At 43.6% G+C, this 16,169-nt stretch carries 7 protein-coding genes; 1 reads left to right on the plus strand and 6 read right to left on the minus strand.

The window, feature by feature from the left end:
* Position 1: 1 nt before the first annotated feature.
* From G596_RS0118225 to G596_RS0118240, 4 genes are read right to left on the minus strand one after another with little or no spacing between them, the layout of a single operon-like run.
* Positions 2-10,249 carry a non-ribosomal peptide synthetase gene (locus G596_RS0118225; RefSeq protein WP_022763256.1) on the minus strand — a complete coding sequence of 3,416 codons (10,248 nt, stop codon included), beginning with the start codon at positions 10,247-10,249 and terminating at the stop codon, positions 2-4.
* A gap of 12 nt (positions 10,250-10,261) precedes the next feature.
* Positions 10,262-11,434, minus strand: a complete 1,173-nt coding sequence (locus tag G596_RS0118230) for a hypothetical protein (RefSeq protein ID WP_022763257.1) — start codon at positions 11,432-11,434, stop codon at positions 10,262-10,264.
* Positions 11,418-13,658: an MFS transporter gene (locus G596_RS0118235; protein ID WP_022763258.1), complete on the minus strand. Its 2,241-nt coding sequence runs from the start codon at positions 13,656-13,658 to the stop codon at positions 11,418-11,420. Before G596_RS0118235 ends, G596_RS0118230 begins: the two co-directional genes overlap by 17 nt.
* Before the next feature lie 11 nt (positions 13,659-13,669).
* Positions 13,670-14,116: a Crp/Fnr family transcriptional regulator gene (locus G596_RS0118240; protein ID WP_022763259.1), complete on the minus strand. Its 447-nt coding sequence runs from the start codon at positions 14,114-14,116 to the stop codon at positions 13,670-13,672.
* A gap of 384 nt (positions 14,117-14,500) precedes the next feature.
* Here G596_RS0118240 and G596_RS0118245 point away from each other — a divergent pair, with 384 nt between their 5' ends.
* Positions 14,501-14,902, plus strand: coding sequence for a hypothetical protein (locus G596_RS0118245; RefSeq protein ID WP_022763260.1), 402 nt, complete (start codon positions 14,501-14,503; stop codon positions 14,900-14,902).
* A gap of 145 nt (positions 14,903-15,047) precedes the next feature.
* Here G596_RS0118245 and G596_RS0118250 read toward each other — a convergent pair whose 3' ends face one another.
* Both G596_RS0118250 and G596_RS25365 read right to left on the minus strand, forming a co-directional pair.
* Entirely contained in the window at positions 15,048-15,509 is a 462-nt protein-coding gene (locus G596_RS0118250) for a hypothetical protein (protein ID WP_022763261.1), read from the minus strand.
* A gap of 14 nt (positions 15,510-15,523) precedes the next feature.
* A partial coding sequence (locus G596_RS25365) for a hypothetical protein (protein WP_026671416.1) occupies positions 15,524-16,169 on the minus strand: 646 nt, incomplete at its 5' end.

A 16,169-nucleotide genomic window follows, 5' to 3' on the forward strand; every position in this document is an offset into this window, starting at 1 on the left:
TCTACCTCATAAGTGTTTTCAATATCTGCGATATTTGCTTTTTATATTTAGATAAAAATGCAAGATGATCGTCATCAGGTCCGCCGATAATATATGCCTCTCCTTCTGTCTGTGAATATGAGCTCCATGGATCATTATCGCATTTAGCCGCATTCCCTTCGTTCATATCACCGTTTTCGCAAAGAACGACACTGTCTATCTCTGCCTTAACCTTCCCGCTAATATTGACGCTGTTCATCACGTTTGATGAATAAACCAGGTAGGTTTCAAATATAGCGTGAAGCAAAGCATCATTAGCATTATCTCCGAAGTTTTCTTTAAGATACTTTTCAAAAAATGTTCTCTCAGACAGGCTATCCTCTGCGCCGGGATCTGTGATTTTTGTCTCTGTCCTTCCCGCAAAGATTGCAGCTGCCGCAGACATTCTTTCATACTTACTTTCTTCATCGTATGTTTCACCTGGCTCCGGAGCTTCCAGCATAATAATCCTGTCTGCTTTAAAGCCTTCACTTTCAAGCCTTTGTGCTGTAAGAAACGCAGCCGGTCCACCCTGCGAATATCCGATAATAATGTCTCCGTCCTTAAACAGACCTTGCATGCTTTCGTAGTAATGCTCTATAGTTTTGCCCCACATGTCTGCACTTTCCGGCTCGTATGCCATAAGCTCCTCAAGCGTCATATCTGCAAATAGTGCATACTTATCATCCGTAAGGCCGTATACTCTTCCATCGTAGTCAAGCTCTTTTATCAGCGGAAGATAACATAACGGCATTCCTCCCGAAGGTGGAATACAGAACAGTGCCGGCTTATCCTTGCTTCCTTCTTTAAGCAGAGCTACCTCATCTTTCCTTCGCTCCCATCCTCTGTATCTCTCAAGCAAGAGTTCACCGAAAAGTCTTGGCGTAGGCGCCTTGGCAACATCTGAAATACTTATGTTGTATCCGTTAAGTTCCGAGATAAGGCGCATCATATCAAGGGAACTTCCGCCAAGTTCGAAGAAGGAGTCATCCCTTCCAACCTTCTCCATGCCCAGTATTTTTTCATACAGAGCTGCTATCATCTCTTCAAGATAGCCCTCAGATTCTGCTTTATTCTCAGTAAATTCGGGAACGGGCAGTGCGTCAGTATCAAGTTTGTCACTGGCATTTCTTGGCAGGCTATCAAGTGTTACTATCGCTACAGGCACCATGTAGGCCGGGAGTTTTTTCTTAAGATAAGCCCTAAGCATATCCGTATCCACAGCCTCGTCGCAGGTAATATAAGCGGCAAGATATGCTTCCCTTCCGTTATCACTTCTGCTAATAACCGCGGCTTCCCTGACAGATCCGAACTCTCTTATGCGGCTTTCTATTTCTCCGGTCTCAATACGGTATCCGCGAATCTTGACCTGGTCGTCATATCTTCCCTGGCAATATACGTCACCCTTCGCATCAAAATATCCAATATCTCCCGTACGATAAATGCGCTCCTTTGTATAAGGATTTATTACAAAAGCTTTGGCATTAAGTTCTTCTCTGTTATGATATCCTCTTGCCAGGCCCATTCCGCCGATACAGATTTCGCCCTTTTGCATGATTCCGCATAGCTTATCGCCCTGAAGGATATATACCTTTTTATTTACATAAGGTCGTCCTATCGGTATGGCTCCCAGGTGACCCTCCTCATATTTATAGGAGAGCGCATTGACACAGGCCTCGGTCGGACCGTAGTCATTTACCATAAGCCTTGCATGCGTTACCCATTTTGCAAAAATATCATTGTTTGCCGCATCTCCGCCCGCACAGACAGCATCGATGGTTTCGAAGTCATCCGGATTAAGTGCCTGCAAAAAGGCATTGGTTGTCGCAATGCACGTCACTTTGTTTTCCTTACAATACCTTGCAATAGTTTCTGAGCTTCCAAGATTTTCCTTCGAAATCATGCACACTGTGCCTCCGTACGCAAGAGGCACAAATATTTCATATACAGAGGCATCAAATACATAATTGGCCATCTGTAGTATTACATCTGTCGTATCACCGAAAAATTCCCTGTTGGACCTTACCATAACAGTAAGGGCCTCATGATCTATCTCAACACCTTTGGGAATTCCCGTTGTTCCCGAAGTATAAATCATATATGCAAGAGTCCCCGCCACATCGCTTTCCGGCCTGGGCACACTATAATCCGCATCTTCCTGACTAATAAGTTCCTCGGTGCAGACATCTATGATACGTAAATCTGCTTCATTAAAAAGCTCTGATCTATCCTGTGTTCCCGGGTTTATACTCCGAAGTACAGCCACAGGTTCACAGTCGGAAAGAATAAAGCTTATACGATCATCCGGATATTCGGGATCCAGCGGCACATACGCAGCACCTGCAATAAACGAGGCGATCAGCGCCACTATCATTCCGGGATTCCTGTCGGCATAAACTGCCACGAAACGTTCCTCTCCAAAGCCGAGTTTTGACGCAAGAGTACAGGCTCCTCTCCATAACTGCCCATAACTTAGAGTATTGCCCTCCATTATTACCGCGGCTTTATCCGGATTTTTCTTTACATTCTCATATAACATGTGGATAAAGGTTTCAGAGCCAAACTCCTTACGGGTTCCCGATATATCCGAAAGCATGTAACTTATCTCGCTCTGAGGCACCCTTTCAAGGTCTGATATCTTTATATCCTCGTTTGATATTATCTGAAGGATCAGGTTCTCATATCGTCCAAGAAGCCTGTCTATGTAAGCGCGTTCATATATTGTTTCATCATACTGAATTTCAACGCTGAAACCGTCCTGTTCCTCTATACCTATAGAGAAGGGATAATCAACCTCCTCATGTTCCATACTTATCCTGTATCTGTCATCACTGTCCTCTGCCGGATAATTTTCATAAACATAAAGAGTTTTTATAAGACCGGCGCCCGCCTTCTTTCTGGACATTATCTTATCAAGAGGCGCATTTTCATAAGGCTGCATACTAAGATAATCTTCCTGTCGCCCCTTCATAACGAGGGAAACAGGTGTATCAGCCTCCCATTTAATCCTTGTGGGTATTGTATTAATAAGCATGCCTACAGCGTCTTCGATACCTTTGGCATTTATGTTTCTTCCCGATACCGTCTCTCCAAATACGATATCCTTCATATCATTTTCAAAACCGAGAAGAAGTCCGAAGACCGTTCCGAAAAAGGTGCTTAAGGTAATCGCTCTGTTCTTCGCATATTCCCTTATCTTCTTTTCTTTTTCACCTTTTATGGAAAGTTTCACATAAGCAGCTTCGCCCCCGCCCTCGCTTTCGGCGGATTCTCCGATTCCCGCTCCCTCATTTATTCCGCTGAGATATTCCTCCCACTTGGTGAGAACACTTTCGCTGTCTCTGTCGCCTGTAAGACGCAGATATTCCGCAAACCCAAGTCCCCCGGCAGCTCCTTTTAACGCTTCATTCCTAAGCTCGTCATAGGACTCGTCGCCGCATAATCTGAAATAATAATCCGTAACAGTATCTATAAGTATTCTGAAACTCCATCCGTCAAATATGCAGTGATGGGAAGTTATAAGAAGTTCCTTTAAATCCTTGTCCGCAGAATCCGCATTGAAGGTTACTCTTAGCATCACATCTTCTTCCGGATCAAAGCCTCTGCGTAAATCGTTTGCTGCAATATCCTCGATGCTAAGTCCGCTCATCTCACAGAATTCAGGAGAAGCTGTGCCTTCACTAAGTATTATCTGCCAGAGCTTCTCGTAGCCGTTTATAGCAAAACGTATTCTGAGTGCATCAAAACGAACGGCTGCAAGACTCAGAGCCGCACAAAAAGCGTCCTTATTCCATTCACCCTTAAGAAGGAGCTTATCCTGTAACATATATGCGGCTGTCCCGGGCTCAGCAGCAAGACGGTACAGCATGCCCTTTTGAAGAGGTGTCGGAGTGCCTATTGCCACAATATCTTCAGGAGATAGTGATATGGTAAGCCTGTTCCAGTCTCGCATGCTCATGATATCCGAGACGCAAAGATCAGACGGCGAAATAACTTTTCCCTCGTCAGGTATGCTTTCTATCGAAGATTCAATAAATGATATGTATTTATTTATAAGCTCTTCGATTTTGTCAGCGGAATAGATATTGTCATATACGCACTCAATTTCAAAACCGCTGAAGGCCGCCCTGATATTAACGGATATTGTCCCCGGATCAACATTCTCTGCATCCGATTCACGGCCAGCATATTCATCGGAGTATTCTATTAAAGCTCCGTGGCTGCTGCGAAGGCTTCCAAGATAGTTGAAAACAAATCCGCCGATATCGACCAGATCATCAAATAAAAGGCCGTATCCCAGACCATAATTGGGCACAGCTGCCAGCTCTTCCTTGACCTGAACGATCTGCTCATCCGTGTCTTCAGTAGCGGAAATGAGCATAGGATATACAGCGGTAAACCATCCTACTGTTCTATCGCATCTGATATCCTTCCCCAGCTTCCCTCTGCCGTGACTTTCCATCTGGAATAAAACAGTTCTGTCGTCGTATAAGCCATTGATTGCCCTTACTAATCCTGCCAGCAATATTACAGCAGGGCTCGCCTTATACCTGCTGCCCGAAATCCTTATCAGCTTATCCGATATTTCCTTCCCTACAGACGCAGTTATATAGCCAGATCCATTTGTCTGTGATCCGTCATTTTTCAAGAAGTTACTAAGAAGTTCTTTGTAACCCTCTCTGTATTCACTTATTCTTTCATGTATCCTGCCCCAGTAATTTTTCTCCGGGATGAAGCCCTGAGATTTGCTGTACATTGCCAGCTCCTCAGACCATTCACCAAATGACACTGTCATAGGAGGCAGAACATCTCCGCTTTTTGCACCGTAAAGTGAATTAAGATCCTGCGCTATAATCTCCCATGATACCTCATCAATTACATAGTGATGGAAGGTAAGGAATAACCTGTCACCTGCCTTTTCTCTGAAAAGAGCAGCATTCATAATCCTTCCGCTCTCAGGATCAATCGAAGCATTTAAGTCATTCATTACCTTTATTCTTTCCTGTTCATCGAGATCACTGTATACGGGAAGGTCTATCCTGCTAACTTCTTCCTTTTCACGAATCCTTATTGTGCCGTCCTTTTCCAGTGCCATCCTGAGCATACCGTGATACCGGACAAGAGCATTAAGAGCCTGTTCAAGCGACGCAGCATCAGCACTTTCTTTGATAGTGAAAACTGCTGCCTGATCGTAGTACGACGGATTGCTCATCTTTGCCATATTGAACATGCGCATTACAGGAGTAGGGATAACCTTTTCAAATTCCTTGTACTTCTTCTCCTCTTCCTTCTTAATATACGCACTAAGTCCGCGCACCGTCTGGCTTCTTAAAATATCTGCCGCATCAACGTTGTAACCCTTCTTACGAAGAAGCGATACAATCATTATTGCTTTTATGGAATCACCGCCGTATGAAAGAAATTCATCGGTGACACCCATATTCTTTATATCCAGAACTTCCTCAAACGCCTCAAGGAGGTCCCGTTCTTCCTGCGTTGCCGGAAGGACTCGACTACTTGCATTTTTAAATTCTTCCCGATAATCTTGGGGATCCGGGAGCCTTCTTCTGTCAATCTTGCCGTTTATGGTGAGTTTAAACTCCTTAACGGGAATGATCACAGAAGGAATCATATAAGCCGGAAGGCGCTTTTCAAGCTGTTTTCTTATATTCCGGATTTCCTCATCTGAATTTTCTGCGTTCTGTAAAATGCAATATCCAAGTAGCTGTCTCTCGCCTTTTTCATTCTTGCGAATTATAACTACAGCGTCATTAACTTCGGGGAGCGAACGCATAGCTGCTTCTATTTCGCCTGTCTCAATTCTGTAGCCCCTTATCTTGACCTGGTCGTCAATGCGGCTTATAAACTCGATATTGCCATCCTTAAGCACCCTTACAAGGTCACCGGTCCTGTACATTCTGCCCTCACCAAAGGGATTATTTACATACTTCTCTTTAGTGAGTTCCGGTCTGTTGTGATATCCTCTGGTCACCTGCCTTCCGGATATGCAAAGCTCACCCTGCACACCGATTCCGCAAATACTGTCTCCTCTAAGGACATACGTCCTTGTTCCCGGGATAGCCCTTCCGATTGGAACATTTTCCTTTTCACCACGAGCTTCAAACAGTATTCTGCCCTTGTCCGCAAACTTAAAGCTCGTTGCATTTACTGTTGTCTCAGTGGGGCCATAGGTATTAAATACCGTCCTGTTCTTGCTCCATGCCGTAAGAAGCGATTTATCCGGTGCCTCACCTCCGACATCAAGGAGTCGCAATTTCGGTAGTCTCTCAGGATCCATAAGTCGTAAAAATCCCGGAGTGAGAGATGCAACGGTAACGCCCTTGCCCTCGCAGTATTCAGAGAGTCTTTCCGGATCCCTGACAATATTCTCAGGGATGGTACAAAGACATCCGCCCACGGTAAGTATATGAAAAATGTCCCACACTGACTGATCAAATACAAAATTTGCGAACTGAAGAACAGTGTCGTTGCAGTCAAGCTCATAAATATTCTTATATGCATCAAGAAGTGACGACAGCTGTGCATGCTCTACAACAACGCCCTTTGGCTCCCCGGTTGATCCTGATGTATATATCATGTAGACATTTCGGTTCGGCATTACCCTTGGAAGCCTGCAGTTTTCATCAGCATTCTCTTCAGTTCCGGTACCAAACTCTTTTTCCGATAACCTGATGACAGGCAGCTTATTCAAATTCTCTTCTATGTCATCGCAAATGTCCGAATCCGCATCGCATACCAGCACAAGATCAGCTCCCGAATCCTTTAGCATAAAGCTAATACGCTCATTTGGATATTCGGGTGATATCGGCACATATCCCGCACCTGAGCGCAGTATTCCAAAGATTGCCGCAACCATCGAAAAGCCGCGTCCCGCTATAAGGCCAACCCAGCGCTCCTTACTCTCCGTATCATTTTCAAGAGAGCCATATTCCTTCAAAAGTCTCCCGGCGATTCTGCCCGAAACCTCCCACAGCTGTTTATAGGTCATAACTGATTCGCCATATACAACCGCTTTCTTATCGGGATGCTCCTTTGCCTGCTGCCCCACTCTGTCTATGACAGTGTCCGATAAAAATACCTCATCGTTCCCGGCGCCATAATTCATAATAAGAGGCTTCTCTTCCTCACCCAGCATGGAAACAGCACTTAGTGATTCCTCCTCTTTTCCTACACACGCTTTAAGAAGAGTATTAAAATGTCTGCTCATCCATCTGATGCTTTCCTCATCAAACAGATTCCTGTCATACTCGAAAACAAAATAGTATGAGTCCTTTTCTATTCCGCCTTCAAGTGTGAGGTCGTACATCGGCATCTCATCATAGGGCCAGTACATTTTCGAAGGTCGTCCGTCCATGTCAGGCAGCGCACTGTCAAAATCACGCATCACAAAAAAGACATCAAATAACTGGTGCCCGTGTGCAGTGCGCCTTGTGCCTCCAAGCTTTTCATAACCGGCTGATATATCCTCCAGTGAAGCCTGCCTGTTATCCAGCATGAAAAGTACCTTATCCCTGACACTGTCAAGGAGCTGTGAAAAGGTCATACCTTCCTTTACGTTCATGGCTATCGGCAATGTATTTGCGAACATTCCCTGAAGTTTTACCGTGCCTTGCTGCTGCCTTCCATCCACTGCCGTTCCGAGAATAAGCCTTTTCTTTCCTGTATACTTATGGAGCATAACCGCGAAAACCGTGACAAAAAACATGTAGTGCGTAACTCCGAGATCCCTGCAGTTTTTCCCGATTTCCTGCGATAGTCCATCACCGAGTTCAAGCTTTACATGCCCTGCCTTTGCCTTTTCGGACTCATTAAACACTCCATCATAGGGAAGCCTTAATTCTCTGCTATCGGCATGATCTGCCAAAAGTCCTGTCCATTCGTCTATACAATGCTTATATGCATCAGATGACATCCATTCACGCTCCCACGAAGCGTATTCCTTCTGGTGAATAGCTGTATCTTCAAGCGCTTCTCCGTTATAGAGAGCAGCGAATTCCTGTCCAAACATAGCCATTCCGGTACCATCATTTATGATGTGATGCCAGTAGAATGTAAGTCCCTTATCTCCAATACTCCACATAAAAAGCGGAGCATCTTCAAGTTCAAAACATGCGGGAGCTTCCTCTGTATATGCCTTTTCTACAGCTTCCGTTATCCACTTGCTGTCAGCAGGCTGAATTCTCTGAACTATATCAGAGCCCTGCATATAAAATGAAGTTCTAAGGCTCTCATGACGTTCAAAAAGCTTATAAAGCACCGCTTCGGTTCTTCCTTTATCAGGCCTTTTTTCAGTCATTACAGACATGCTAAGAAGATACGTGGGATCGTTATCATCAAGGAGCTTTTGGGCTGTATATATTCTCTCCTGCGCTTTACTTACAGGATAATAATCCTGCTCCGGCAGAAGTTTTTCATCGATAGGTCTAAAGCCCGAATCCGTATCTTCCAGACTCCTTTTTTCAATAAGGTTAGCAAGCTCGGAAACAATAGAATTCTCCATGATATCCCGCGTGCTTAATCTGCATGAAAAATGTTTTTCGATTTCAAACAGGAGCCTTGCAGCAAGAAGTGAGTCGCCGCCTATCCGCATAAAATCGTCGTTTCTTCCGACTTTCGTAATGCCAAGAAGCGCTTCATAAATTTGTGTCAGTTCCTTCTCCGTATCATTCGCCGGTGCTTCATATTCAGCCTTGTTAAGGTCAAAATCCGGCACCTCAAGCTTTTCATAATCCACCTTTCCGTTTGTATTAAGAGGAATACTGTCTATTCGTATAAAAAAGGACGGAACCATATAAGAAGGCTTAAACCTGCGCACATAATCCTCAAGCTCATTGGTATCAAGTTCTGAATCCGCAAGATAATAAGCGGCTATAACTCTCTGTCCTCCTACCTCGGGAGTCGAGATAACCACATCATCAATTCCGTCATAGCCTCTTAAGAGTTCCTCTATCTCTGCAGGCTCTATTCTTATTCCGCGTATCTTGACCTGTCTGTCGGCTCTTCCCATGAATTCGAAGATTCCGTCTTCATGTCTTATGACAAGATCTCCTGAGTGATACATCCTTTTATATTCGGGATCATCAGAAAAAGGATTGTCCGTAAATGACTTCTCTGTGAGCTCCGGACGATTTAAATATCCAAGTGCAACATGGGGACCTGCTATGCAAAGTTCGCCTATCTCTCCCGGTCCTTTCTCCTGTCCGTCCTCATCCACCACATATAATCTGACTTCGTCAACTGCTCTTCCTATGGGAGCCTTACCCGGATATCCCTTATCTATAGGAAAAATAGTCGTATACAGTGTGCACTCAGCCGGGCCGTAATCGTTAGTCAGTGTGTATCCGGTCGGAGGAGCCACTGATACAAGTGCTTCTCCGCCAACTGTCAGATGACGAAGACAGTGGTTTGAAACAGTCATTGCAAACTGTCTTCCAAGCTGCGTTGTCATGGTAAGATGAGTGATTTTATGCTTTTCAAGAAAGCTGTTGAGCTCACCTAAATCTGTTCTTATCTCTTCGGGAATGATATAGATTGAAGCACCTGAAGTAAGCGGAAGCAAAAGTTCCACTATCGCAAGATCAAAGACAAAACTCGGATGCTGTGCCATACGGCAGCTATCATCCACTTCATAATATTTCAGATGCCATTTGCAGGCAGAATATATATTGCCATGTGTCAGGACGATACCCTTGGGCACACCGGTGGTACCTGATGTGTACAGTATTACAAAGCGGTCATCGCCGTTTACGTTTTCCCAAATAACTTCGGATGTATCCGGCAGCTTAGGGATATCCTCCATATAGAGTATTGTGCGCTGTTTTCCGCCTTCACACGCAAACGTTATCAGATGTTCAAGCCCTTTTGAAACTATAACGACAGGTGCATCCGCATCCTCTATCATAAAGCGCAGACGCTCTTCGGGGTAAGAGGGATCCAGTGGCTGATACGCTGCTCCCGCGCGAAGTATCCCAAGCGGAGCAATAGTCATATATTCGCAGCGGGGCACAAGAACGGAAATGACATCCCCCTTTACTATCCCCTGTTTCTTTAAAAAGGCTGCCAGTTTTCCGCTAAGCTTATCAAGCTCACCGTAGGTATATTTATTTTCCCCACAATAAAGCGCAGGCATATTTTCATATGCCCTTGCAGACTCCGCTATCAGCGGCAATATGGATTTTATTTCATAAGGTCTGACCGGTTCGTGCATCATCCATGTTCCCCATCACTTTTTATCATCTCTGTAGATATAGTCCACCAGCTGAAGGTTGCTAAATGAAATGTCAAAATCTACTTTCTGCGCCGTTGTATAATTCACTCCTATCTTCGGCGTAGTTTCACAAACCATATCCAATTGATCAAAGGGTACCCCCTCCTCGGCATATCTTCGAATCTGCTGTACCACATGATTTGCCGACTCACTGCAATCAGTCATGGTAATTCCGAAAAGGACACCGTTGACAACAGGCATAAGCTCATCCTGAGCCATGGTTTTAATCTTTTTCGGAATAATACAGTCATCAAGAAGCTCCTGCATTTTTTCCTCGTACTCAATGGAGGATATCGTAACAAGCAGACAGTCTATGCCTTTATCAGCGAGCTTCCTGTAGGCCTGTTTTAATTCATCATAATATCTTTCATAATCATCATCCGTAACAGGCTCATCCACATTTTCATATACAACCTCGAAGCCGTATTCCTTTGCCTTTGCTTCTATCGTCGGGATTCCTGAATAGATATATGCATCCCGGGAATCCTCATATACAACTCCAAGCTTTTTAAACCCAATGAATTTGTAGCCGGCATCCAACTGTCTGATATAAGGCGTAGTATCCATAAGCGCAAATGACCTGTCATCGAACCGCTCCGTCTCGCTTTTTACAATGCCCGACTCAATGGGATCTGCCGCATACATATTTATGAACTTATTCTTTTTCTCGTTATTTTTAAGATAAACACCCGATGCTGTTCCCATCGACAGAATAATATCTACATCATCGCGGTTTGTGACGCTCTTATAATCCTCTTCATTCATATCATCAAGATTGAAAAATGCATCTCTTACAAATACATATTTTGCCCCGGCAACACCGGCATCGCAGATATCGTTCCATAATTTTAATGTATCACCCGATGATAATTTTTCTTCAAAGTTTACGTCCTTATACTTCCCGGCAAAAGATTCATCAACGCTTCCTTCAGCGGTGAATTCAAGGGCTATATCCAAAAGGAGCTGGGTAAATGATCCGTATTCCTCGCTCTCAACATATCCGAATCTGATGGGTGTGCCGGGAGTTACATTTTCCGAAGCATTCGCTTCGCGCACCTTAGTAAGGGAGGAGATGATCAAAATACAAATAATGCAGATAGTTGCAGTCAGTTTATTTCTTGTTTTCATTATCTGCCACCTCCTTCGCTCTATTATCCTTGCTTTTAAAATAGAGTATTGCCGCTCCGTAAACTACCAGGCCGATTACCAGAGCTACCACGATAATTCCGGTAGCATTAGCAGCGCCTTTGTTAAGACGCGAGGTTATTGCAATAGGTCCTATTCCTATCGCGATCTTACCAAACACCATCTGAAGAAGTGTACTCTGCTCCGTGACGGTTCCTTCAACATGATCCAGTCCCGAATCGATTACAACCATACCGAAGCAGTCCCACAGGCTTGTAAAAATGATAGCCAGTATCGCAGCCCAGATACTTGATGTTAATACAAAAAGACCAATGCTCAGGGTCTGAAACAGCATATAAAGAAACATCGCCGGCCTTGTACGCATCCTTTTCGTAACCCATTCCGAAATCGGATCTGTAAGGTATGCGATTATCATGAAATTGACCATCAGGAGTCCCGCCACCATTGAATTGGAAAAATTCATCTCATCTCCGAACAGCGGGAATGTATACTCCACAAACAGCGAAGCCATGTACAAAGGAATAACTACAAAGATCATGAATATGCTGACCTGAGGGATTCTGAGTTCCTTTACAGCTTCGAAAAATGAAATTCCCTTCTCGTTTTCCTGCTTTTCAGGGAAATGAGCGATGAATATAAGAAACAGACACAGACATCCGATAGCCGCACCTACCAGGAATACAACTGCATAGGATGCCACATCCGCTATAAGTCCGCCTATTACCACACCGCAGCATACACCGAGATTAATTGCCGCCATGTATTCCACGAGAAGTCTGTTATGCATCTCCTGATTTTTCTGGGATGCCGCATAGAGCCTTATGGCATTTACAATTATGCCGTCGCAAAAACCGAATATAAATCTGGATACGATAAGGAAAGGCAGATTAGGTGAAAAGGCGCACAATATATATCCGAGGATTCCGGCTACTATTCCGGCAATCAGCGTCTTCTTCATACCGAATCTGTTTATCAGAGTGCCGCAGCCAAACAGGCCGATTAGCACCGCAACCGAGAACATGGTATTGGGCATTCCGCCTAAAAAGGACATGGACTCGGGCAGATTCATCGCATCAAACATTTTATTACTGAACACCGAGAAAAAGCCGCTGTCCAGTGCAAAGGCAATACCTTCTGCAAAGACAAACAGACGAAAGCCCGGGATATAGAGCTCTTTTTCCCGGCGGCTATCCCTGTATTCGATGTGATTGGTAAGGAACTTTATTGTCTCCAAACTCATAAAGATTGCTATAAGAATCAATATGATAATATCTATGGCATTGTTAATTTTTTTTCTGTTTATATAATCAATGCTGTAATTACAATTAAGGTTAATTCCATCCTTGTTCTGAACATCAATATTTATACATTTATTCTCGTCGCCATCACTCCCGGCTTCCGTCATTATCTCCATACTTGATATTTCCGGAATGTTCAGTGACAGGTCCTCAAGGTATTCCTCAAGTCCTGTGAATTCATCATAATCTACGCCCTTGTTGATGACCTCGTTTATATCATTTTCCACCGAGCGCGCTGTCATTATCGCTATCTTATCCAGGGAAGTATCGAAAGCAGAACTCACCTTCATCATCGAAAATGTGCCAAGCAGACACTGGGATGCAACAAGTATTACGATAGCCGTAATGCGCATCCGCTTTACGGTAAGTTCCTCTCCTCCCAGGATGAAACAGGAGGCGAAAGCCGCTATGATTACTGTAAGCATGACAGCTAAGCTTACCCTTGCTATGTATTCCAGATATTCTCTCGTAGCAGCTTCTACTGATTCCTTATCAAACTTAAGAATCATCTCACCGCCATCGAAATCCACAAAAGCGTACAAACCATCAGACCTGATAACGTATTCCTCATCCGGAGTAGTTCTTCTTACCGGCTCATCAATGTCACCGATTGCCTCTACTCTCTCCCTTTTGCTGTCAGTGACCTCCACACCGATAATGTCTGTAGACAACGCGGCTATGCCCTCCATGATGTCCGTAAGACCATAGAACTTATTGATCGGTTTTCCAAAGCTCAGCGCATAGTTCATCTTCCTCACGGCACTTGTCGTATTAAGGACTCCGGAATGGACCACCGTGTCAGCCTGCAATTTGCGGTATGACATGGTATTCAGGGCAGCGGAAAAAAGCGTCATTACGACACCCAGGAGAATCATTGTAAGAATTACGCGATTTCTCTTTATCTTCATAATGTCTGTCCTTATCTGTTATAGATATACCGCTTTAGCATTTCCTTATTTTTTCCGACTATGCGTTTATTGACTTTGTTTTTTTCATCCAGTTCCGTGCTGAGCTGATTTATATGGCTCTGCATCAGCATCATCGTGCTCGCCATGCTCTTCATCATCTGCAGGATATTCACATGGTTTTCACGGATGAACTCATCTATCTTATCCTCTGTCACTCTGTATATGATGATGTCCGAATAGGCAATTACCGTATACGGAGACTTCTCGTGAAGCAGCAGTCCGAATTCCCCAAAGCAGGCACCTTTCCCAAGGAGTCCAAGAAGTGTCTCATTCTCCGTGCCATGTGCCAGATACACCTCGGCATTCCCTTTTAGTATCTTGAACATGTCCTTGCTGTCTTCTCCCTCACGAAGGATTATTTCGTCGGGATGAAAAGTTAAGATGCTATTGTTATCCACTAGCTTTCCCTTTCTGCGCCGGGGCAAATGGTTTCTGCACCGGGCAGAATGTTTTCTTTGCCGGGCAGAATGCTGAAAAAGTAAATACAGAAGCAAAATAGCACTTTTGGTACCCTTTTGGGGCGGATTTTCCTGCTTTTTCATTACCTGTTGTAAATGAGCGCTCATTTTTGCCAGTTTGGTACCCCTATTTTCTCAAATCATGGGTACCAAAACCGAAAAAATCCACTTATATTTACTTTTTATTACTTTTATCCATTAATTTTACCATTTTCCATACAATGATTATCTAAAATAAGTATAAAAATATTCTCATGTAAAACAGTGTATAAATGATAGAATCTGACATTGTACCGGTTAAAGAGTCTCGTTATACTATTAGATATGGATAAGTACGCAGAAATAATTAATCATGAAAAACCGATCTCGAAGAAACATCCCCCTATGCCCCTCCAAAACAGGGCTGCACAGTTCATGCCCTTTGCTGCTCTTGTGGGTTATGATGACGAGGTGTCAGAAGCGGGAAGATTTACCCGCGAGAAGATCGAGCTGACTGAAGAAAAACAGTCAGAACTAAATGAAAAGCTCACGGAAATGATTAATTCCCATGAGCCCGGTGATACATTATCTGCGACTGTGACATATTTTGTTCCCGATGGATTAAAAGATGGTGGGGAATATGTCACGAAACAGGTTAATATTGGAAAAATCGATACCTTCAAAAGGTGTCTCGTACTGGATGATAAGTCCGTAATTCTGATAGAGGATATTATATCTATTGAGTAAGACTCTTTGTTCTTCCCCAAAATATTATAATTGCGGTCGCATTTTGTGACCACAAATGCAGGTTTCCTATATCAATCCTAATCTATTTTGTATTTTAACAATGAGAAATCTGGTAATCCTTCTTCCTACATATGCTAAAGCATAGCTACTTTTTCTTTTTCCTAAAAATAGACACAATGCTCAATACACCCAGTGCAAAGAATATCAGTGCAAAAATCGCTGAATATTGCACGCCACTATTTAAGGCTGATGACGAAAGCAAAAAGCATACGACTGCTGCTATGACTTTCGTCCATAAATCTGTACCATTGGAATTGCTTCGTACATTTACATCAACACCACCCGGTGCTTTATGTCCTCTGACATAATATGGACACTGCGTATACCTTCCGTATCCTTTGAGCACTCTTCCTCCACATCTTGCAGCCTCCTCCGTATTAGTAGGCATATGATATCCAGTAGTTCCTCCGTTAGTTTGAGGTCTTTTGGGGCTATAGCACCACGCTTCATATTGAGTCCATCCACCACCCTTGCCATATGAAGTCATCTTGGCACATGGACAAACCTTATAATGAGTCCCATCATAATTCCCTCTTCCTCTCGCCATACATTATCACTCCTTTAGCTTATATCAGTTCCTGTAATAAGTTCGTTCCATAGCAATGGTTTCTGGTTCCAGGAATCCCCTAAAACACTTTTTTCAGTATCCGACCACTCATTTGCATCCAATCCATCAAGCACAATAACACGGTCTGCCATCTCTTCATATTCGACCATATCATCATCCGTTACCCATTCTTTGGGTGATACAATAAGCAGTTTAGCTTTTTCCCCATCTACTTCAGGTTGCCAGACATCATGTAATGGTTCTGCTGCCATCATGTAAAATTCGCATGCAGGTGAATGCTGACCATGATACACAGTAAGAATCCCGCTTTCATAGATGCTTACATCATCACACCACGAAAGCCCCATAAATGTTTTAAATACTACTTTATCATCCTCACAAAATACCTGATATAAAGTTCCTTCTGTCGTTGCACATTGATTCAAAATGTATAAAATGCTTTTACCATCATGCTCCATCATGCAATAGAAGCATCCAAAATCTGATGGGATTTCTATAGAGTTATCATCCTGTTGTTCAATTCCCCCTTGATTATTTAAATACTTAGGCGTTTGCGAAACGCCAAAAGCCGCATAAATACGGCATTTTTCTAGCAATAAAAATGAATAACCCCTCACCGGATATGGTACAATAGAATTG

It is taken from the genome of Butyrivibrio sp. AD3002 (genome assembly GCF_000420905.1).
GTDB lineage: Bacteria > Bacillota > Clostridia > Lachnospirales > Lachnospiraceae > Butyrivibrio.